Consider the following 22,430-nt stretch of genomic DNA (forward strand, 5'->3'; position numbering starts at 1 on the left):
TGGATCTTTAGCTCAGTTGGTTAGAGCAACCGGCTCATAACCGGTAGGTCCGGGGTTCGAGTCCCTGAAGGTCCACCATATTTGGGGGTATAGCTCAGCTGGGAGAGCACCTGCCTTGCACGCAGGGGGTCAAGGGTTCGAATCCCTTTATCTCCACCAAAAGCAATCTAAATAGATTGCTTTTTTTTATATTTATATTACTTAATTAACTATTATATTATTGTTTTAATTAAGTATATAATAATGTAAAGTAATTAAAAAAATTCATTGCAAAGATGGTGTAATTAGTATGAATAGAGTTAAACAATTTATTAATTGTGTATTTGCAAAAATAACTAAAAAAGATATGGAGTTTATTAATAATTATTTAGATGAGAATGAAAAAAAATTACTGTATAAACTCCCGGTTTATGATTTGAAACATTCAGTTAATGTAGCTAGAGATATATATACAAATGAATCTGAAGAAGAAATTAAAAAGAATAATCTTAATCATAAAGAAATTGTAAAATCAGCTATATTACATGATGTCGGTAAAATTAATACTCCTCTAAATGTAATAGATAAATCTATTTTAGTCTTATTAAATAACATTACAAAAACAAAAATAAAAAAATATAGTGATAGAAATTCTAAGATATATATATTCTATAATCATGGAGAAGAAGGTTATAAAATTTTAAAAGAAAAAGGATATGATAAAGAATTTTTGAATATTATAAGAAATCATCATAATTATAAAATACAAAATAAATGGCTAGATATTTTACGAAAGTATGATGATAGAAATTAATACATATAATTAATATAAGTAAATAAATATTTAATAATGAAAGAAAAAATACAATAATATACATGGGTATATGATATACTATTATTTAAATAATATATGTTTATACATGGAGGGGATTATGACAAGCGCAAAGAGAAGAGAAAAAATAAAGAATCTATTAATACAATCTCAAGAACCTGTAAAAGGTCAGATATTAGCAGAAATGTTTGAAGTTACTCGTCAAATTATAGTTAAGGATATAGCTATTATAAGAGCTGAAGGGGTAGATATAATATCTACGCCGAAAGGATATATGGCTTTAAAGGAAAATATCAATAGCATAAAGAAAGTTATAGCTGTTAATCATGGAAGGGAAGAAGTAAAAAATGAACTTGAGACTATTGTTAAATATGGTGCAATTGTAGAAGATGTAATAGTTGAACATCCTCTTTATGGAGAAATAAGAGCTATGCTTATGCTTAAAAATATGATGGATATTGAAAATTTTTATAGTAATTTTAAGCAGTATGAAGCTGAACCTTTAAGCGCATTAACAAATGGAGTTCATCTTCATACAATAATATGTGAAAATGATAGAGTTTTATCAAATATAGTAGAGGAATTAAATAAAAAAGGATTTTTGATTAAAGAATTATAAGAAGGGGTGTAAATATTTTGAAGAAGAAAGCTATGGGGAGTATAGTTTCTATCATAATAATTATATTACTTTTCACTGTTGCTGGAATAAATATAATAGTTGACTATCAATGGTTCAGTGAATTGGGATATATTTCTATATATTTTACTAAGTTATTATCTATAATGAAACTAATGGTTCCCACATTTTTAGTAATATTTATTGGAATAACATTATATTATAAAAGTTTAATACCTAATATTAGAAAGTTAAAAGAGATAGTAGAAATTGATAAAGTTAAAGAGAAAAAAAGGTTTAAAATCTTTTTAGGAATAAATTTTATTATATCTTTATTCTTTTCTTTTAGTTTTGCAAATATATATTGGTACAAAATATTAGAATTTACAAACTCTACAAAGTTTAATGTTAATGATCCTATATTTGATAAGGATATATCATTTTTTACATTTAAGTTACCCTTAATACAATCTTTATATAGTAGTATGATTTCATTATTAGTTTTACTTGTAATAGCTACTTTTATAATTTATATTATTTTAAATGTTAAGGATAAGATTAATAATCACTTTGATAGATCAGATAAGGTTGTAAATTTTAAATCTATGACTAGTGGTATAACAAGTTTTGCAGGAAAACAACTTGCAGTGATAGCTGCATTACTTATGTTAGTTATATCTTTAGGATATATGATAAAAGGATGGAACTTAGCATATTCTCCTAGGGGTATAGTTTTTGGAGCAAGTTATACAGATGTAAACGTATCTTTAAAATTTTATAAAGTGATTTCCATAGTTTCAATTATTTTTGCTGTATTAATATTCTTAAGTATATTGTTTAAAAAAGTTAAACCAATAATATTTTCAGTAATAGTAGTATTTGTACTGATGATTGGGGAAAGTGTTGCAGCAGGAGTTGTTCAACAATTTATTGTTAACTCCAATGAAAAAACATTGGAAAAACCTTATATATCCAAGAATATTGAGTATACTAATATGGCTTATAACATTGATGAAATAGATGAAAATAATTTTGAAATAAAGAATGATTTAGATGCTACAGGTATAAAACAAAATAAAGATATAATTGAAAATATTAAGGTTAATGCATATCGACCTGCTTTAGAATTTTATAATCAATTTCAATATATAAGATATTATTATAAGTTTAATGATATAGATATTGATAGATATAATATTAATGGAAACTATAATCAAGTATTTATAGCACCGAGAGAAATTGATTTTGAAAAGTTAGATGAAAATTCTATTACTTGGCAAAATAGACATTTATCGTATACCCATGGATATGGGGTTGTTATGAGTAAGGTTAACTCGGTAACAAGTGAAGGACAACCTGATTTTATTATGAGCAATATACCTATTGAAAATGAAACGGATATTTCATTAGAGAATCCAAGGATATATTTTGGTGAGAACACTAATGATTATAGTATAGTAAATACAAAGCTTGGAGAAATTGATTATCCAATAGGTGGGGAAAATGCTACTAATAATTATGACGGTAATGCTGGTATATCCATGAGTTATCTAAACAGAATTATATTTGCTATTAAAGAACAAAATAGTAAATTTTTATTATCCCAAGATATAACTAGTGATAGTAAAATTCTACTTCATAGAAATATAGTAGAAAGAGTTAATAAAGTTGCACCTTTTTTAAGATATGATGAAGACCCATATGTAGTTATAAACAATGATAGGCTTTATTGGATTATAGATGCATATACTGTAAGCGACAAGTTCCCATTTTCACAACCTATGGGAGATATAAATTATATTAGAAATTCAGTTAAAGTTATAATTGATGCATATGATGGAACAACAAAGTTTTATATAACAGATAATACAGATCCTATAGTTGCAACCTATGCTAAGATATTTCCTAAGCTATTTACAGACTTAAGTACTTTACCAGATGAAATTAAAGCTCACTTTAAATATCCTCAAGATTTATTTGCAATTCAGAGTGAAATGTTGTCTAAGTACCATGTTTCAGATCCTGGAGTTTTCTACAATGGAGATGATATATGGTCTATAGCTAGTGATGTAGCTACAATTGAAGGTGATGAAGTAAAATCCGAAGCTTCATATGTTACTACTAAATTAGCTGGAGAAGATAAAGAAGAGATGGTTATTTTAGAGTATTTTAATACAAAAGATAGAGATAATATGGTAGGTATGTTTGGTGTTAGAATGGATGGAGATAATTATGGAAAAATGTTTTTATATAAATTTCCAACTGGAGGAACAATATATAGCCCAATGTTATTTAAACAAAAAATAAACCAGGATCCAGAAATATCTAAACAATTATCACTTTGGGACACTAAGGGTTCTCAGGTTCAATTTGGAGAAGTTTTAATAATACCAATAGGAAACTCCTTGTTATATGTAGAACCTCTTTATTTGAGAGCTTCTGGTGAAAATAGCATACCTGAAATGAAAAATGTCATAGTTGGTTACGGAGATAAACTAATACTTGAAAAAGATATAGGAACTGCTATTACTAAGATGTTTAATCTAGAGGCTGAGGGAAATAACAATAACTCTAATAATGAAGGTATAGAAAATAATAAACAAGAAGGAAATTTAAATTCCGATTATTTAGGAAAATTAAAAGAAGCATATACAAATGCTATTGAATCTCAAAAAAATGGAGACTGGGCAAAGTATGGTGAGTATATAAATCAAATAGGAAAATTAATTGACGAATTATCAAAATAAATTTATATAAATAACATGACTAGCTGCTCTAGAGCTTTCGTAGTAAAATGGAAGATAGAGTGGCTAGAATAATTTATATAAAGTAGTAATAACATGCATAGGTGGAGGAAATTATGGATTATGATGTATTGATATTAGGTGGAGGAATTATAGGTTGTGCTATAGCTTATGAATTGTCAAAATATAACCTTAATATTGCAGTTATAGAAAAAGATTATGATATATGTAATGATACACCTTCTATAAACACAGCAACAATATATGATGGACTAGAATGTGAGGATGAATTATCATCTAAGCTAATTAGAAAAGGCAATTTATTAATGGAGGAGTATGCATTAAGATTTAAAGTTCCATATAATAGGTGTGGAACCTTATATATAGCAAGAAATGAAATTCAGGCTATAAGTATTGATAAAATGTATGAAAGAGCTAAAGCAAAAAAAATAGATGATGTAAAACTTCTTATAGGAAAAGAAATATTGGAGTATGAACCTAATATAGAAGGAAATATAATAAAATCAATATATATACCTAATACAGGAGTAATAAGCTCATATGATTTAGCTTTAGCTTATGGTGAAATTGCTTTTGATAATGGAGTTAACTTTAGATTACAAGAAGAGGTTGAATCTATAAATAGTATAAATAAAGGATTCAAGATAAAAACAAGTAAAAATAAATTTACTTGTAAGATAGTTATTGATACAACTAAAGATAAAAATCTACAATTAGTTAATGAGAATAATATAGAGGATGATAAAGGGAAATATATGAAATATGTGGTTATTGATAAGCCTTATGAAAAGTTATATTCTAACATAATTTTTGATGTAAGAGAAAATGAAAGAATATATATAAGACCTACAATTAACAATGAAACAATAGGGGCTTATAGTAACTATAAAAATGTTCACTATGATAAAGTTATTGAAAAGATAAAACCTCTTACTAAAGAAATTAGTGAAAATGATATAAAAGTAGTAAGAGATTGGCGCCTTTTTGATGAACCCATTATTATACAAGATGATATTATTAACAGTGGGTATATAAATATTAAGGTTAATCATTATGCTAAGGTTACAATAACTCCATATTTAGCTTTGAACATATCAAAAATAGTAGTTGAAAAGTTAAATTGTAAATTTAAAAAGGATTTTAATGATAAGAGAAGGGAATATTTTAGATTTAAAAATCTATCAAATGAAGAAAGAAATAAAATTATTAAATTAGACAGTAAGTATGGACGTATTATATGTCAGTGTGAAAGAGTTAGCGAAGGTGAGATTGTAGACTCTATTAGAAGACCTTTAGGAGCTAGAACAGTAACCGGGGTAAAAAGGAGAACAGGAGCGGGATTTGGAAGTTGTGATGGGTGTTACTGCAAGGATAAAATAATTGAAATTTTGGCAAGAGAAATGGATAAAAGAGTTACAGAAGTGGTTAATAATTCAAAGGATTCAACCATTTTATTATCAAGAATAAAAGAATTTGATGAAATGTGAGGTAATAAAAAGTGAAGGATAAGGATATATTAACAACTATAGTGAGAGTAAAAGGATCTGCAGAGCGTAGGGTAGTTTCAGTAAAGAGTAGCGAACCTATAGATAAAAGTTTATGGCTTGAATGCTCTAAGTGTCTAAGTAGAATATATGTAGGACCACAGACATCAGAAGGAGATGTTATATGTAAGAATATACTTAATACAGGTGTAGATATAGTATGTACTAAATATGCCTACAAAAATTAATATTAATATTGACAAAAAATATGTTAGGGAATAATATAGACATATATTTAATGAAATAAATTATAAACCATTGAAGAGAATAGTAGTACTAATCATATATGTAAGAGAGTCAGTGTTTGGTGTAAACTGATATATATATTATTACGAATCCGCCTCTGAGGGACTGTGATGAGCAGTACGGCATTAAGTTTGTCGTTAAATTTGTGAGTGGAATAATTAATTTTATTCAATTAGGGTGGTAACACGGAGTCTTTCGTCCCTTAGGTGGGGTGAGAGGCTTTTTATTTATATCAAAATATAATTATAAGAAAAGGGTAGGAGGAATAACAATGATAGACTTAAAGAAAATAAGAAATAATCCAGATGAAATTAAAGTAAAAATGGAAAATAGAGGAGAGAGTTTTGATTTATCACTTATAGATGAAGTTGTAGAGCTTGACCAAAAGAGACGTAATATATTAATAGAAGTAGAAGAATTAAAAAATAAAAGAAATAAAACTTCTGCAGAAGTTCCTAAGTTAAAAAAACAAGGTATAGATGTATCAGAAACTATGAAGGAAATGAAACAACTTTCAGATACAATAAAAAATTATGATTTGGACTTAAATGAAATAGATCAAAGAATAGAATATATAATGATGAGGATACCTAATATACCTCATGATTCAGTTCCAAATGGTAGTGATGATGAGGATAATGTTGAAATTAAAAAGTGGGGAGAGATAAGAAAGTTTGATTTTAATCCTAAAGAACACTGGACTATAGGTACAGAAAATAATTTATTGGATTTTGAAAGAGCTGGAAAAATTACAGGGTCTAGATTTACTGTTTATAAGGGACTTGGAGCAAGATTAGAAAGAGCATTAATAAATTATTTTTTAGATACTCATACTGGTAGAAATGGATATGATGAAATACTTCCTCCATATATGGTAAATAGAAATAGTATGACTGGAACAGGTCAGTTACCTAAGTTCGAAGAAGATGCTTTTAAAGTTAGTGATACAGATTATTTTTTAATACCTACAGCAGAAGTACCTGTAACTAATATTTACAGAGATGAAATCCTTGAAGGAGATAAACTTCCGATAAAATATGCAGCATATAGTGCATGCTTTAGGTCAGAAGCTGGATCTGCTGGAAGAGATACTAGAGGATTAATTAGGCAGCACCAGTTTAATAAAGTAGAATTAGTTAAATTTACAAAAGAAGAAGAATCATATGATGAACTTAATAAATTAGTTCAAGATGCAGAAAGTGTGTTACAAGGATTAGGACTTCCATATAGGATTGTAAAAATATGCAGAGGAGATTTAGGGTTTACTGCTGCTTTAAAATATGATATTGAGGTTTGGATGCCAAGTTATAATAAGTATGTAGAAATATCAAGCTGTAGCAACTTTGAAGATTTCCAAGCAAGACGTGCTAATATAAAATATAAAGATGACCCAAAAGCTAAACCTAAATTTGTTCATACAGTAAATGGTTCAGGGGTTGCTATAGGAAGGGCTTTAGCTGCAGTTCTTGAGAATTATCAAAATGAAGATGGTAGTGTTACAGTACCAGAGGTATTAAGAACATATATGGGGTGTGAAAAGATAACTAGATAAAAAAATTAGAATTTATATAAAAGTTTTTCAAAAAAATATTGACACAAGGGCTATTTCTTGATAGAATAACCCTTGTAGGAAATGGAGAGATGGTCGAGTTGGTTTAAGGCACCGGTCTTGAAAACCGGCGTACGTGTGAGCGTACCTAGGGTTCGAATCCCTATCTCTCCGCCATATTTTTAAATTGGAGAAATACTCAAGTGGCTGAAGAGGCGCCCCTGCTAAGGGCGTAGGTCGGGTAACCGTCGCGAGGGTTCAAATCCCTCTTTCTCCGCCATTTAAAAATAACCTATGAAAATTAAATATTTAAAATCGGAGTATGATTTTAATAATTCTACGGAGAGATGGTCGAGTTGGTTTAAGGCACCGGTCTTGAAAACCGGCGTACGTGTGAGCGTACCTAGGGTTCGAATCCCTATCTCTCCGCCATTTTTTTATTTTTTGGAGAAATACTCAAGTGGCTGAAGAGGCGCCCCTGCTAAGGGCGTAGGTCGGGCAACCGTCGCGAGGGTTCAAATCCCTCTTTCTCCGCCAAGATATATTTAAAAATCGGATTCTTAAGAATTCGATTTTTTTTTGGACTCAATAAGATATAATAAAATCAAAAAAATAATTATTGAAATCATGAGGATTCTATGTTATTATGTAATAGTTATTTAAATAACCTTTTGGGGTGTTAGTTAAATGGATATAACATACGGCTACGGACCGTATATTGCGGGTTCGATTCCTACACACCCTGCCATATTTAGTCATTGCAGTTAATTTGCAATGGCTTTTTTATTTTTATATAAATATATAAGAGGGATATGATAAATTTCGACTTTAAATGTAGGGAAATGCATATATAATATTTATATAACGAGTTTATGTGTGTAAATTATTATATAATTTAACTAATTTGATTATAGATAAATATATTTAATGTTAGTTACATAATATGTATAATCTGTATTTAGTATAAATTTTTATGCACGATAATTACTATATAAATTATTAATATATGGGGGTATATTTATGATTAAAAGAAAGTCTGATAAGACTTTAAAAAAAAGGAAACATAGTTCATTTAATTTAAAAAGTACATCTCAAAATATAAGCAAAAGTATTAAGAATGCATTTAGCAAAATTACAATTAGACATAAAAACTCCATTAGTAAAAAAATTAGAAATAGTAACAAAATAGATAAGGATAAAATTAATGATATAAGTAACAATATAAATAGTATAAAATCTACAGCTAAGGTTTATAAAGAAGGAAAATTACAGGTTGAAGGAACTAGTGTTAAAAGAAAAATATTAATTAGTATGATAGGTCTTACAATAGTATCAATGATAATAACTAGTACAATTATGTACATAAACTCTTCAAAGACGATTTCCAGTCAGAGTACAGAAAATATGGAGGGTATAACTACATCATCTATACAAACCATATCTGTTATGATGGATAAAGTTACTAATGAGGCTTTTGCTCTATCAAATTCTAAGGATAATCTTAATATCCTATTAAATTATGCTCAGAAAAAAAATAGTAAAGAAGATATTAAAAATATAAATGAAGGCTTTAAGTCATATATATCTGGTAATAAACATGTAGACAGAATATCATTAGTTAGCCCAGAAGGTGATATAGTAGCTGATAGTGAAGAATCCTTAGTTGGAGCTAATGAAGTTGATAATTCTTATCACAGTACTAGTTCTAGTGGGGGTAAGTGGATAAGTAATACAATTAAATCCGTTGCTGGTGATAAAGGAGTTTTAGTATTTACGTATCCTGTATTAGATGAAGATAACTATAGTAAATGTGTAGGATATATAGCATTACATGTTTATGCTGAGAGTTTTTCTACTTATATTGAAAATATAAAAATTGGACAGATAGAAAATAGTTATGCATATCTAATTGATGAAAAAGGAAATATAATATATCATCCAAACAAAGAAAAAATTGGGCAAACAATAGATATACCTGAAATAAAGGATATAGTAGATAAGGCTATGAAGGGAAGTAATGTAGAAGTTGGATCAGTAGAATATAGGATAAATGGCAATAAAGTAATGTCATCTTTTGGATTAGTACCTAGGACAAATTGGACTATGGTTATAGATGCTAATAGTAATGAAATAAGAAAACCGGTAATAGCAATGGTTAAACAAATAGCATTAGTAGCATTAGCTATAGTTATTATAGGTTCTATTATAATAATGGTAATGGCAAATGTAATTATAAATCCTATAGTTACTGTTGCCGCTTTGGTTAATAAAACAGCTAAGTTAGATTTAACTAATGATAATTTAGCTATAATTAAGTCTAAGGATGAAATAGGTCTTATATATAGATCTATTATAAATATGAGGGAAGTGTTAAGGGAAGTTGTTGGAGATATTGCAGCAACTACTGAAGTATTAACTAATAACGCTAATATAGTAGAAGAATCTACAGAGTCATTAAAAATTAAAGCAGATGAAACATTATTTGAAACTGAAAGTGTATCATCTGGTATAGAAGAAACATCAGCAACTTCTCAAGAAATTGCTGCATCTTCTACTGAAATGATTAAGAGTGTACAGAATATAGCTAGTGAAGCATTAGAAGGATATGAAATAACTAAGGATATTCTTAAGAGAGCTCAGGGCATAAAAGCTAGTGCTATAGACTCTAAAGAAAAATCCAATGATATTTATAATAGTGTAAAAAGTGAGTTGGAAGTTGCTATAACAAGTTCTAAGGAAGTTAAGCAGATTGATAAGTTAGCTGATTCTATACTTAAGATAACTCAACAAACTAATTTATTAGCTTTAAATGCTGCAATAGAAGCTGCTCGTGCAGGAGAAGCAGGAAGAGGGTTCTCTGTAGTTGCAGATGAAGTTAGAAAGTTAGCTGAAGAGTCTGGTAAAACAGCAGCAGATATACAAAGAATAGTTAAAATAGTAAATAAATCTGTAGAAGAATTGGCTCTTAGTGCTGGGCGCATGAGCAATTTCATAGAACAACAAGTAATTAATGATTATGATAAAAATATAGAGCAAGGAGCTTTATACGAAAAAGATGCAGATCAATTCAACAACTTTATGAATGAGTTTAGCAGTGAAGCTGCAGTACTAAATCAAGCTATAGAAGGAATTGTTACTGCCATAGATGAAGTATCAGTAACTGTTACAGAGGGAGCTATGGGAGTATCATCTATATCATCTAAAACTATGGATATAGTAGGAAATATTGAGAGTATAAAAAGTACTGCTATAGAAAACAAGGAAAATGCAGATAAATTAAATAATACTACACTTAAGTTTAGATTATAAAAATAGGAGTAAGAATTTAAATTCTTACTCCTATTTTTTCTCCCATATATACAGAGGTTTCTACTCCTAAATTGCTTTGATAACATATATCTTCATCTAATTTTAATATATGTTCCTTTAGTATAATTATAACTGTTGAGCCACCAAACTTAAAATACCCTTTTTCATCTCCACGGTTAATTTTGGATGATGAGGAGTAGGTTTGAATAATAGAACCAACAAAGGTAGCACCTACTTCTATGTAGATAACATCATCAAAATTATCACTTTTTAGAATACTATACTCTCTTTTATTTTCTGAAAAAACCTTACTTATATTTTCAAGAGCTACGGGGTTAACTGAGTAATATTTACCCTTTATAAATGTGGATTTAGAACAAGTTCCGGAATCAACAAAGTGAAATCTGTGATAATCAGTTGGGCATAATCTAAATATTAAACAAGTACCATTAGAATAATTCTTACTTAATTCTTCATTTTGCAATAACTCATTAAGGGTATATTTAAATCCTTTAACTGTAAAGCTAGAATTCTCATCAATTTTTTCTATAGCTAATAGCTTACCATCGCAGGGAGAGATAAATGATTCATCATCTTTACAGATATTACGACTGTATTTTGAAAGTTTTCTATAAAAAAAGTCATTAAAGGAGCTATATTCATCTATATTTTTTTCATATTCATCTATATTTATGTTGAATCTATCTATAAAGGGGTGTATATATTTTTTACTAAACTTACTATCGCAGCCCATTCCATAGAGCTTACTTAAGAATTTTCCACTTGCAATTTTGGGTATAAAAGTTTTAGCAACTGGGTTACTGTACATAAAATTAAGTATATCTCCACCAGCTACATTTTCTTCACAATAGGTCTTATTTTTTCTATCATAGTATTTTATCATAATATCAACTCCAGATTTATCTTAAATTTAACATAATGATATTATAACAGAAAATATATCAGGTATATAAAGATATCTCCAATTAAGATATAATAATGTATCTTAATTGGAGATATTTAAATAAGTTTTATATTACTTCACTATTAGTTAGTTTCCTCATATCATCATTAGATGGCTTTTCACTTCTCTTTTTAAAGAACTCTTCGGCTATTTGTGGGAAGGCTAAGTAAGAAAGAATATCTTCTTCGCTAGTTGTTATATTTTTCAGTTCTTCTTTTGTCTTTTGGAATGCTGGTTCTAAAGTATCAGCATATCTTCCTTCAATAGGAGTATCATTTCCAAGAGCTTTTTTAAGAACTGCTTCATTTATTTCCCCAGGAGCCTTACCATATTCTCCTCTACAATAAGCTTTAACCTCTTTAAGAACCATTTTATATCTTTCACCAGTTAATACATTAACTGTAGCTTGAGTTCCAACCATTTGACTCATTGGAGTAACAAGTGGAGGGAATCCTAAGTCTTCTCTTACTTTAGGAACTTCTGCAAGAACTGCATCAAGCTTATCAATAGAATTTTGAGCTTTAAGTTGAGAAATCATATTAGATAACATTCCTCCAGGTATTTGGTTTGTAAGTCCTTCAGGCTGAGGAGTTAATACCTTTGGATCTAGTAATCCATCTTCTAAAACTTTTGATCTAACTGGTTTAAAGAAATTATTAATTTGAGTTAAGGTACCTATATTAAGACCTGTTTCAAATCCAGCAGTTTCTAGTGCATGATGCATAGATTCTGTTGGAGGTTGAGCAGTACCACTAGAGAATGAAGAAATTGAACAGTCAATTCCATCTACACCAGCTTCTGCAGCTTTAAAGTAAGCCATTTCAGCAATACCATTTGTGCTGTGAGAGTGTAAAAATACTGGAATTTTAACAGTTTCCTTTATACTCTTAACTATGTCATATGCTATAGAAGGCATTATAAGGCCAGCCATGTCCTTTATACAAATAGAGTTTGCCCCCATATTTTCAAGTTGTTTTGCCAGTTTAGTATAGTTTTTAACATCATGAATTGGACTTACAGTATAAACTATAGTTCCTTGTGCATGAGCACCTTGCTTTATAGTTTCATTCATAGCAACTTCTATATTAGCAAAGTCATTTAATGCATCAAATATTCTTATTATATCCATACCGTGATAAACAGACATTTTAATAAATTCTCTAACTACGTCATCTGGATAGTGTTTATATCCTAAAATATTTTGTCCTCGCAATAACATTTGAAGAGGGGTTTTAGTAACTATTTTCTTTATGTTCTTTAATCTCTCCCATGGATCCTCATTTAAATATCTTAAGCAAGAGTCAAAGGTTGCTCCACCCCAACACTCTAATGAATAATATCCTGCATCATCTAAATCTTTAAGAATAGGTGCAAAATCTTCAAAAGGAAGTCTTGTTGCAATAAGAGATTGATTTGCATCTCTTAGAACTGTTTCGGTTATGTTAATCTTCTTCATTATAAAATCACCTCTGAATTTTTTGTTGCAAAATCACAATATATTAGTATTTTAACATAGATTCAAATAAAAATCTGCAATAAATCATTTATTTTTCTGACAAATATATAAAGTTAAAAGATTTTTTATATTATGTGCATATAATCATGAAAATAATAAATTTTATAGATATATTATTTTTAAATAGTTTATATAGGTTGATTAATTAACATTAAGAGAATAGGTTCATAGTAAAATATAGATATTAATCTATTGACGAAGAGTAAATATATTATTATAATAAAGATTAGGTAATATGCGCCCGTAGCTCAGCAGGATAGAGCATCCCCCTCCTAAGGGGAAGGCCGGAGGTTCGACTCCTCTCGTGCGCACCAAAACTTAGTAAGGCTTGCTTTACTAAGTTTTTTTTATATATAATAAAGAGGAGTAAGTTATGGATAATTATTTTTTACAACAAGCAATTATTGAAGCTAAAATTGCAAAGAGTAAAAATGAAGTTCCGGTGGGAGCAATAATAGTAAAAAACAATAAAATAATAGCTACAGGTCATAATATAAAGGAAAATACCAATGATCCTACTAACCATGCAGAAATTATTGCAATAAAAAAAGCATCAGAAGCTATAGGAGATTGGAGACTTAATGAATGTGATATGTATGTTACATTAGAACCATGTCCTATGTGTGCTGGTGCTATTGTTCAAAGCAGAATAAAAAGGTTATATATTGGAACTTTTGACCCCAGAGCTGGTGGATGTGGCTCAGTATTTAATATTACTCAAAGTGGAAATTTAAATCATTGGGTTAATATTAAGTGGCTCTATAATGAAGAATGTAGTAATTTACTACAAGAGTTTTTCAAAGAAAAGAGAAAGGAGAAACTGTAAAGATGGAAGAACAAGCAAAACAGGAGGCATTAAGACAGGCTGTACTAGATAAACATACTAAAGTTTGTATCTGTAAAGTAGTATCTAGAGCAGCTATAAAGAAGGCAATAGCTGATGGAGCTAAATCTTTTGAAGACGTAAAAAAGGCAACAGGGGCTGGAACAGGAAGTTGTAAGGGAACGAGATGTAAACATACTATAGAAGAATTACTAAAAGAATACAAATAATTAATTATATAGATTATAATAATATAAAAAGGATTAAGGAGGGGAATAGATGAATCCAGTAGCCATAAGTATATTTGGATTAGATGTTATGTGGTACGGAATTGTAATATGCTCAGGTACCATGTTAGCGCTTTTATTAAGTCAATATACCTGTAAATTAAAAGGGATAAATTATGATGATGTATTAACTATATTCTTAATTGCATTTCCAATTTCCATAATTGGTGCAAGACTTTATTATGTATTATTCGAGTTTGGATATTATAAGGATAATTTGATGGATATATTTAATATTAGACAAGGTGGCCTTGCTATTCATGGAGGACTAATTGCAGCAGTAATAGTTGTATATATATGTACAAAGAGAAAAAGTATAAAGCTTTCATCCGCACTAGATATGACAGCACCATGTATTATATTAGCCCAAGCCATTGGAAGATGGGGGAATTTCTTTAATCAAGAGGCACATGGTGGACCTGTAACAGAAGCTTTTATAAGTAAGTTTCCGGAGTTCATACAAAGTGGTATGAATATAAATGGAACTTACTATCATCCTACATTTTTATATGAATCAATTTGGAATTTAGTAGTGTTCTTTATACTATTCTATATGTTACACAAGGTTAAAAAGAATGGAGTTGTATTTTTAACTTATATAGGACTATATTCTATAGGAAGATTTTTTATAGAAGGACTTAGAACAGACAGCTTAATGATGTTTGGGCTTAGAACAGCTCAAATTGTAAGTATTATAGGAGTACTTATATGGATTGTAGGGCTTATAATAATATACAGAAGGAAGAATAGTACAATTACACATATTTAAAAAATTAAACCTTTTAGATAATAAGATATTTTTTGTAAATATTGATTATCTAAAAGGTTATTTTTATTTGGCACTATGAAGATATTTAATCTCTTAAATTAGTGCTACCGGTATTAAGATAAAAAGACAATTTACCTGCTAAATTTTGAAGAGGCATAGTTTGAAGGTATACTTTTCCGGGGCCTGTTAGTGTTGTTAAAAATAAGCCTTCACCACCAAAGAATATGTTTTTTAGTCCCTTAACCATTTCAATATCAAAATTTACACTTGGTTCAAAAGCAGCTACATGGCCGGTATCTACTTTTATTCTTTCTCCAGGATTTAAGTTAAGCTCTTCAACATGACCATCAAATTCTAAAAGAACTGTTCCAGGACCGGTTATTCTTTGAAGGATAAAACCCTCGCCACCAAATAAGCCGCTAGAAAATCTTTTTTTAAAATGAATATTAAGACTTACAGAATCTTCAGCTGCCATGAAAGCACCTTTTTGACAAATTATAGATTCATTAGATTGGAGCTCTTTAGCCATTATTCTACCTGGCACAGAACAGGGGAATGCTATTTTTCCTACATTTCCTGAGCAAGTAAAGGTATTTAAAAATAAGCTTTCGCCTGATAGAGATCTTCCTATACTTTTAAATAGGCCACCTTTCATGTTAGAGTCCATAATTATATTGTCACTCATCCAACCCATAGCTCCTGATTCAGAGACAATTTTATCTCCACTATTTAGGTAACAGATAGCTACTGGCATGGAACCACCTTTAATTTCATAATTAATCATAAACAACTACCTCCATTCATATTATTTTATGATAAGTATATATATATTATTAATTTAAATTGAAAACTTTGTTAATCCTAATGAGATTATACTACAATTGGAATATATTTTTAAATAAGTTTTACTTGAAAGTAATGATTTTAAATAGTATAATAATGAATACACGATATGGAGAGATGTCCGAGTGGTCGAAGGAGCACGCCTGGAAAGCGTGTATAGGGGCAACTCTATCAGGGGTTCAAATCCCCTTCTCTCCGCCATGTCGTACTAGATGGGGAGTTAGCGGTGCCCTGTAACCTGCAATCCGCTACAGCAGGATTGAATTCCTTGCTGAGGTATCAATTTGTATGGTCTGGCCTATATAAGTGGCGTTGATAACTGGGTCCCACGCAATGGAAACTCATGAACCTCGTCAGGTCTGGAAGGAAGCAGCGATAAGTGAGACCTTCCATGTGCCGTGGATTAACCTGGTTTGAGTTAACTGTATAGGTAACGCATATAAACTGATTATCGAAGCAAGGTGTACGACTTTATTTTTTATTTAAGATGTTAAAGACATCTTTTTTTTTATCTTTTTTTAAATAATTAATTTGAAATATAAATTAAATGAGTTAGTTTATATTGAAATATTTTAGAAAAACTAGATATATATAATTGATTACTTAATATAAGTTAGTAAAGAATATAGAATATAACTATGAGAAGTATTATAATAGATAAGATAAGAATTATTTTTGAGTAGAATAAATAATTAATAAGTATTGTAGATATATATTTATTTAGAAATTTTAATGTAAGGAGTGAGGATACATGGGATATAAAGCACTTTATAGAGAGTGGAGACCTAAATTATTTAGCGACGTAGTTGGACAGCAGCATATAACTACAACGCTTAAAAATGCCATAAAAAGCGATAGGATAGCTCATGCATACTTACTATGCGGAACTAGAGGAACGGGTAAAACTTCAACAGCAAAGATACTTGCAAAGGCAATAAATTGTTTAAACCCTATAGAAGGTGAACCATGTAATGAATGTGAAATGTGTAAAAGTATAAACCAAGGCACAGCTATAGATGTAACAGAGCTAGATGCAGCATCTCACAATAGTGTTGATAATATAAGGGATATTATAGATGATGTTCAATATCCACCACAAGAAGCTAAGTATAAGGTGTTTATCATAGATGAGGTTCATATGCTATCTATTGGTGCAGTTAATGCATTTCTTAAGACATTAGAAGAACCACCAAGTAGAGTAATTTTTATATTAGCAACTACTGATCCTCAAAAGCTTCCTATAACAATATTATCAAGATGTCAACGGTTTGATTTTAAGAGAATAAGTAGTGAAAATATATTTTTAAGGTTAAAACAAATAACTGATTCATTATCAGTAAACATTGAAGAAGGTAGCTTAAGGTTATTATCTAGAATGTGTGATGGAGCAATGAGAGATGCTTTATCCATATTAGATCAAGCTATATCAATAAACAATATAGTTAGATATGAGGATTTAGTAGATATGTTAGGAATAACTACTAATGACAGCATGGTGACTATAGTAGATAATGTTATAAATCGAGATACAGAGGGATGCATAAGAGTAGTAAATAAATTAATATTTGATGGAAAAGATATTAACTTACTAATTAGAGATTTGATTACTCATATGAGAAATCTATTAATGATAAATGTAAGTAATAATTTAGAAGATGTATTGGATATGTCTATTGAAAACATAGAAAGTATAAAAAATCAAAGCACTAGAATTAGAGTAGAGGAAATCATGAGGTGTATAAGTATACTTCAAGAAGCCGAAGATAGCTCTAAGGGTACAAAGCAGGCTAGAATATACTTAGAACTAGCAATAATAAAAATGTGTAAGATAAAATATGATACCTCCATGGAAACTATATTAGCTAGACTGAATAGATTAGAGGATAAAATTGCATCAGGGAATATTACAGTACAAAGTGCAATAAAAGAAGTAAAGGAAATAAGACCAGAAATAAATCCAAGTATAAATAAAGTTGAAACAAGCAAACCAGTAGAGCTTAATAATGAAAATATAGAATTACCAATTGCAGCAGGAGAAAGTAAGCTAAATGTTGAAATTATTAGAAAGTCTTTTAAAGATATTCAAAATATCCTTAAGCAAAAAAATAATATGGTAATAGCTACAGCGTTAATGATGGGAAAAGTTCAGAAATTCAAGAATGGAGTTATTACCGTCGGCTTTACAAAGGAATATAATTTTCATAAACAAAGACTTGAAAGAGAAGAATATAGAAAGATTATAAATGATATATTCTCAGAGGTATTAGATGAGAAGGTTCATGTTACTTATGAAATAGAAAATGATAATATAAATAGGGAAGTTAATAAAGAAAAAATACTATCAGATATATTTCCTGAGGCATTAGTGGAAATATGTGATGAATAAAATTTAAAGGTTTTAATAAATTGATGGTTACATTATAATATAATATTATATACTAGTTATAATGAAATATAATTTTTAGGAGGTATTACAATGGCAAAAGGCGGATTTCCAGGAATGGGTGGAAATATGAATAACTTAATGAAGCAAGCACAAAAACTACAAAAACAAATGGAGGAAGCTCAGAAAGATTTAGAAACTAAAGAGTTTGAAGCATCTGTTGGTGGTGGAGCTGTAACAGTAAGAGTATCTGGTAAAAAAGAATTAAAAGATATAATAATCAAACCAGAAGTAGTTGATCCAGATGATGTAGAAATGTTACAAGATTTAGTTTTAACAGCTGTAAATGAAGCTTTGAAGAAAGCAGAAGAAGAAACTAATTCATCTATGGGAAAACTAACTGGTGGACTTAATATACCGGGAATGTTTTAATAGAGGTGACTAATTTGGATTTTTATCCTATAGCTATAGAAAAACTAATTGAGGAATTTGGAAAGCTACCGGGGATAGGGAGTAAAACTGCTCAAAGACTTACATTGCATGTTTTAAATCTTCCTAAAGATGAGGTTGAAGAATTTGCTAATGCATTAGTGAAGGCAAGAGGTACAATAAAGTATTGTTCAATATGTGGAAATTTTACTGATAGCGATCCATGTGCTATATGCTCAAATCCTAACAGAGATAAAAGTACAATATGTGTAATTGAGCAACCTAAAGATATAATGACCATTGAAAAAGTCAGAGAATTTAATGGGGTATATCATGTACTTCATGGCACAATATCTCCAATGCAAGGTAGAGGACCAGATGACATAAAGTTAAAAGAATTGATAACTAGGGTAAATAATGATTTAAAGGAAATCATCGTTGCAACAAATCCTAACATAGAAGGTGAAGCAACTGCCATGTATATATCAAAAATATTAAAACCTTTTGGAGTTAAAGTTACAAGAATAGCTCATGGAATTCCAGTAGGTGGAGATTTAGAATATGCAGATGAAGTTACTTTATCTAAAGCCCTAGAAGGTAGAAAAGAAATATAATTATTTATACAGGAGACTTGTGAGAATAACTGATATATTTTCACAAGTCTTTTTTATGTCATGACTACCAGCTCTAGTACTTCGTCCTCTTCAAAATGGGAGTAAACCATCCTCTGAAGCAAATAACTCTGTTTATATAACATACAATTCAAATAACAAGTATATCTCATCCATTATATGTCAAAAATATATTTAAGTATATATAATGGAGGTATTATTATGAACAGAGATAAAATAATAGAGACTATACTAGCTAAAAATATTTATACACCTGAGCAGCGTGAAATAATCAAAGGAATACAGGACTCAATAGCGGAAATTGAAGTTGCTAGAAGTTGCTTCGATAATGTTAGTGATAAAAGTTTAATAGATATATCTATATATAAAGAAGATGAAGCTAAAGCTAAATATGTATATTTTCTAAACCAAGCAAAGAAAAGTGGAATAACAGTGAGTGTTGATTGTATGATAGAAGAATTAAATTATTGCAATAAGTGGTAATATAAAGTAAAATAACTAATAAATTTATTAATAGATAAAATTATTTAAGAATTACTAAAACAATTTTAATTATAAGGGGGATGAAAATGCCAAACATTATATTTTTTATAATAGCTATAGTTGCAATATTTATAATTGGTAAAATATTTGCATGGCCACTAAAGGTTCTATTAAACTTAATTGTTAATGGAATAGCTGGGGGTATATTATTGTGGTTAATAAATTTAGTAGGTGGAAACTTTGGACTAGTAATACCTATTAATGCAATAACAGCACTTATAGCTGGAATACTTGGTATACCAGGGGTGTTATTCTTAATAATATTGAATTATCTTAGATAGGGAAAAGGGAGTGTGGTAAAATAACTTTTTAATAAGTTAGTAGCTACGCTCCTTTTTTAAACTGATGGATATAATAGGGGGAATTAATATGTAAATTTTAAAAAAACAAAAAATGTATTTACAGAATATTTTTAAAATGGTAGAATTTATTTATCAAATGGGGGTGTATGTATGGGATTTAATGAATTTAAATATGAAAGACCAGATTATGAAAAAATAAAAGAAAAATTAATGGGTCTAATAGATAAAACAAATGAGAGTAACAACATAATCGAAGTTAAAGAGCTTATTAATGAAATTAATGAAATTAGAAATGAAATAGTTACTTTAGGTACTATAGCTAACATAAGATATAGTATAAATACTGAGGATGAGTTTTATAGTAAAGAAAGAGAATATTGGGATGAATATGATCCTCTATATAACGAAATAAACTCAGAATTTTACAAAGTTATTGTAAATAGTAAATTCAGATTAGAATTAGAAAAAGAATTTGGAAAACAATTCTTTAGTATAGCAGAATATAATATAAAATCATTTTCTAAAGAAGTAATAAAGGATTTACAATTAGAAAATAAACTATCATCAGAATATAGTAAACTTATAGCTTCAGCTAAAATTATGTTTGAAGGTGAAGAAAGAAACTTATCTGGATTAACTCCATTTATATTGTCAGAAGATAGAGATATGAGAAGACGTGCTAGTGAAGCTAAGTATAAGTTCTTTACAGATAATGAAACAGAAATAGATAGATTATATGATGAGATGGTTAAGGTTAGAACTACTATAGCACATAAGCTTGGATTTAAAAACTTTGTAGAACTTGGATATGTGAGAATGTTAAGAACTGACTACAATTCAGAAATGGTAAGTAAATTTAGAGATCAAGTAAAAGATTATATAGTACCGATAGCAAATAAACTATATAAAAGACAAGTAGAAAGGTTAGAGTTAGATCAACTTAAATATTATGATGAAAAGTTTGAATTTTTAACTGGAAATGCTAAACCTAAAGGAAATCCGGAATGGATAGTTAATAATGGTAAAAACATGTATTCTGAACTTTCAGCTGAAACTAAAGAATTTTTTGATTTCATGATAGAAAATGACTTAATGGATTTAGTTACTAAAAAGGGCAAGCAAGGTGGAGGATACTGTACTTATATACCAAACTATCAATCACCGTTTATATTTTCAAATTTTAATGGTACTTCAGGAGATGTAGATGTATTAACTCATGAAGCTGGTCATGCATTCCAATGTTATAGAAGTAGATGGATTTCTATTCCAGAATGTAACTTCCCAACTTATGAGAGTTGTGAGATTCACTCAATGAGCATGGAATTTTTCACTTGGCCATGGATGAAACTTTTCTTTGAAGATGAAGAAGCTAAATATAAATACTCTCATTTAGGAGATGCTATTAAATTTATTCCTTATGGTGTAACAGTAGATGAATTCCAGCACTTTGTATATGAGAATCCAGATGCTACGCCAGATGAAAGGAAAAAGGCATGGAGAAATATTGAGAAAAAATATCTACCTCATAAAAATTATGAAGAATGTGATTTCTTAGAAAGAGGTGGATGGTGGTTCCAACAGGCACACATATTTAATAGTCCATTTTATTATATAGATTATACACTAGCTCAAATATGTGCTCTTCAATTTTGGAAAAAAGATCAAGATAATCATGAACAAGCATGGGAAGATTATTTAAGATTATGTAATGTTGGAGGTACAATGTCATTTGTAAATCTAGTTAAACATGCTAATTTAATTTCACCATTTGAAGAAGGATGCGTAAGCTCAGTAACTGGTGAGATAGATAAATACTTAGGAAGTATAGATGATAAAAATCTTTAATAGTAAGTTAAATGATGTAGTGATGAACACAATCACTACATCATTTTTTTATGATAATGTATTTGATAGATAGGTATATTTCTAAAAAGAAAATTACAGTAGTCAATATATAGCAAGGTTTTATAGAAGAAAATATATAAATATTTATATAGGTTACCTTTTATATAGTTAACTAGTTAAATAGTTGTTTTATTCATGCGGGTTTCAAGGGAATTAGTATTTTGATAATAAAACTAAATACATTATAATAAGCA

General features: G+C 29.2%; 19 protein-coding genes, 9 tRNA genes, 1 other RNA gene and 1 other annotated feature. Of the genes, 26 read left to right on the forward strand and 3 right to left on the reverse strand.

Translation table 11 applies throughout. From position 1 onward, the window contains the following. The first annotated feature begins 1 nt into the window (after position 1). The 14 genes from B3B03_RS03850 (at position 2) to B3B03_RS03915 (ending at position 10,840) form a co-directional block, all read left to right on the forward strand. Positions 2-78: transfer RNA gene (locus B3B03_RS03850), tRNA-Ile, on the forward strand. A 5-nt stretch (positions 79-83) separates the two neighbouring features. After that, positions 84-159 (forward strand) — tRNA-Ala (locus tag B3B03_RS03855). A 130-nt stretch (positions 160-289) separates the two neighbouring features. Then, positions 290-793 (forward strand): HDIG domain-containing metalloprotein, encoded by a 504-nt coding sequence (locus B3B03_RS03860; RefSeq protein WP_346849268.1) that lies wholly within the window; start codon positions 290-292, stop codon positions 791-793. 118 nt (positions 794-911) lie between these two features. Beyond that, entirely contained in the window at positions 912-1,430 is a 519-nt protein-coding gene (locus tag B3B03_RS03865) for a 3H domain-containing protein (protein WP_150843600.1), read from the forward strand. Between the two features lie 17 nt (positions 1,431-1,447). Continuing rightward, complete coding sequence (locus tag B3B03_RS03870) at positions 1,448-4,174, forward strand: UPF0182 family protein (protein WP_346849267.1); 2,727 nt, start codon at positions 1,448-1,450, stop codon at positions 4,172-4,174. A 113-nt stretch (positions 4,175-4,287) separates the two neighbouring features. Continuing rightward, positions 4,288-5,679, forward strand: coding sequence for an NAD(P)/FAD-dependent oxidoreductase (locus tag B3B03_RS03875; protein WP_346876517.1), 1,392 nt, complete (start codon positions 4,288-4,290; stop codon positions 5,677-5,679). Between the two features lie 11 nt (positions 5,680-5,690). Next, positions 5,691-5,924, forward strand: coding sequence for a DUF1667 domain-containing protein (locus B3B03_RS03880; RefSeq protein WP_035135636.1), 234 nt, complete (start codon positions 5,691-5,693; stop codon positions 5,922-5,924). A 61-nt stretch (positions 5,925-5,985) separates the two neighbouring features. Continuing rightward, positions 5,986-6,188, forward strand: a binding site (T-box leader). A gap of 65 nt (positions 6,189-6,253) precedes the next feature. Next, positions 6,254-7,534, forward strand: a complete 1,281-nt coding sequence (gene serS, locus B3B03_RS03885) for a serine--tRNA ligase (protein WP_346849265.1) — start codon at positions 6,254-6,256, stop codon at positions 7,532-7,534. A gap of 83 nt (positions 7,535-7,617) precedes the next feature. After that, positions 7,618-7,708, forward strand: a tRNA-Ser gene (locus B3B03_RS03890). Positions 7,709-7,720: 12 nt separating this feature from the next. After that, positions 7,721-7,811: transfer RNA gene (locus B3B03_RS03895), tRNA-Ser, on the forward strand. A 61-nt stretch (positions 7,812-7,872) separates the two neighbouring features. Next, positions 7,873-7,963 (forward strand) — tRNA-Ser (locus tag B3B03_RS03900). 14 nt (positions 7,964-7,977) lie between these two features. Next, positions 7,978-8,068: transfer RNA gene (locus B3B03_RS03905), tRNA-Ser, on the forward strand. Between the two features lie 136 nt (positions 8,069-8,204). Next, positions 8,205-8,279, forward strand: a tRNA-Arg gene (locus B3B03_RS03910). A 272-nt stretch (positions 8,280-8,551) separates the two neighbouring features. After that, positions 8,552-10,840, forward strand: coding sequence for a methyl-accepting chemotaxis protein (locus B3B03_RS03915; RefSeq protein WP_346849264.1), 2,289 nt, complete (start codon positions 8,552-8,554; stop codon positions 10,838-10,840). Between the two features lie 16 nt (positions 10,841-10,856). Here the strand turns inward: B3B03_RS03915 and B3B03_RS03920 are convergent, their stop codons facing one another. Together B3B03_RS03920 and B3B03_RS03925 are read right to left on the reverse strand one after the other, a co-directional pair. Continuing rightward, positions 10,857-11,744: a phosphatidylserine decarboxylase gene (locus tag B3B03_RS03920; RefSeq protein WP_346849263.1), complete on the reverse strand. Its 888-nt coding sequence runs from the start codon at positions 11,742-11,744 to the stop codon at positions 10,857-10,859. A gap of 127 nt (positions 11,745-11,871) precedes the next feature. Beyond that, complete coding sequence (locus tag B3B03_RS03925; protein ID WP_346849262.1) at positions 11,872-13,260, reverse strand: pyruvate carboxylase subunit B; 1,389 nt, start codon at positions 13,258-13,260, stop codon at positions 11,872-11,874. Between the two features lie 297 nt (positions 13,261-13,557). Here B3B03_RS03925 and B3B03_RS03930 point away from each other — a divergent pair. The 4 genes from B3B03_RS03930 (at position 13,558) to lgt (ending at position 15,199) form a co-directional block, all read left to right on the forward strand. Beyond that, positions 13,558-13,634, forward strand: a tRNA-Arg gene (locus B3B03_RS03930). A 59-nt stretch (positions 13,635-13,693) separates the two neighbouring features. Continuing rightward, a complete protein-coding gene (gene tadA / locus B3B03_RS03935; RefSeq protein WP_035134639.1) occupies positions 13,694-14,146 on the forward strand; it encodes a tRNA adenosine(34) deaminase TadA in 453 nt (150 codons plus the stop codon). A gap of 2 nt (positions 14,147-14,148) precedes the next feature. Next, positions 14,149-14,373: a (2Fe-2S)-binding protein gene (locus B3B03_RS03940; protein WP_035134638.1), complete on the forward strand. Its 225-nt coding sequence runs from the start codon at positions 14,149-14,151 to the stop codon at positions 14,371-14,373. A 49-nt stretch (positions 14,374-14,422) separates the two neighbouring features. Further along, a complete protein-coding gene (gene lgt, locus B3B03_RS03945) occupies positions 14,423-15,199 on the forward strand; it encodes a prolipoprotein diacylglyceryl transferase (RefSeq protein WP_346849261.1) in 777 nt (258 codons plus the stop codon). An 85-nt stretch (positions 15,200-15,284) separates the two neighbouring features. On the opposite strand, the gene B3B03_RS03950 is transcribed toward lgt, so the two are convergent. Continuing rightward, positions 15,285-15,980, reverse strand: a complete 696-nt coding sequence (locus tag B3B03_RS03950; protein WP_422653204.1) for a TIGR00266 family protein — start codon at positions 15,978-15,980, stop codon at positions 15,285-15,287. 173 nt (positions 15,981-16,153) lie between these two features. Between B3B03_RS03950 and B3B03_RS03955 the strand changes: the two genes are divergently transcribed. From B3B03_RS03955 to B3B03_RS03990, 8 genes are all read left to right on the forward strand, one after another. Further along, positions 16,154-16,243 (forward strand) — tRNA-Ser (locus B3B03_RS03955). 2 nt (positions 16,244-16,245) lie between these two features. Continuing rightward, an RNA gene (ffs, locus tag B3B03_RS03960) (signal recognition particle sRNA large type) lies at positions 16,246-16,511 on the forward strand. 282 nt (positions 16,512-16,793) lie between these two features. Next, complete coding sequence (gene dnaX, locus B3B03_RS03965; protein ID WP_346876518.1) at positions 16,794-18,428, forward strand: DNA polymerase III subunit gamma/tau; 1,635 nt, start codon at positions 16,794-16,796, stop codon at positions 18,426-18,428. Positions 18,429-18,518: 90 nt separating this feature from the next. Continuing rightward, entirely contained in the window at positions 18,519-18,857 is a 339-nt protein-coding gene (locus tag B3B03_RS03970) for a YbaB/EbfC family nucleoid-associated protein (protein ID WP_150843612.1), read from the forward strand. 14 nt (positions 18,858-18,871) lie between these two features. Next, a complete protein-coding gene (gene recR / locus B3B03_RS03975; RefSeq protein ID WP_150843613.1) occupies positions 18,872-19,468 on the forward strand; it encodes a recombination mediator RecR in 597 nt (198 codons plus the stop codon). A gap of 219 nt (positions 19,469-19,687) precedes the next feature. After that, positions 19,688-19,969 (forward strand): DUF2508 family protein, encoded by a 282-nt coding sequence (locus B3B03_RS03980; protein WP_346849258.1) that lies wholly within the window; start codon positions 19,688-19,690, stop codon positions 19,967-19,969. 80 nt (positions 19,970-20,049) lie between these two features. Then, positions 20,050-20,310 (forward strand): pro-sigmaK processing inhibitor BofA family protein, encoded by a 261-nt coding sequence (locus tag B3B03_RS03985; protein WP_346849257.1) that lies wholly within the window; start codon positions 20,050-20,052, stop codon positions 20,308-20,310. A gap of 171 nt (positions 20,311-20,481) precedes the next feature. Further along, the gene (locus B3B03_RS03990; RefSeq protein WP_346849256.1) at positions 20,482-22,176 is read left to right on the forward strand and encodes a M3 family oligoendopeptidase; all 1,695 of its coding nucleotides are present in this window, start codon (positions 20,482-20,484) and stop codon (positions 22,174-22,176) included. Positions 22,177-22,430 lie beyond the last annotated feature (254 nt).

This window comes from Clostridium sp. UBA5712, from assembly GCF_002419845.1.
In the GTDB taxonomy this organism is placed as follows: domain Bacteria; phylum Bacillota; class Clostridia; order Clostridiales; family Clostridiaceae; genus Clostridium_J; species Clostridium_J sulfidigenes.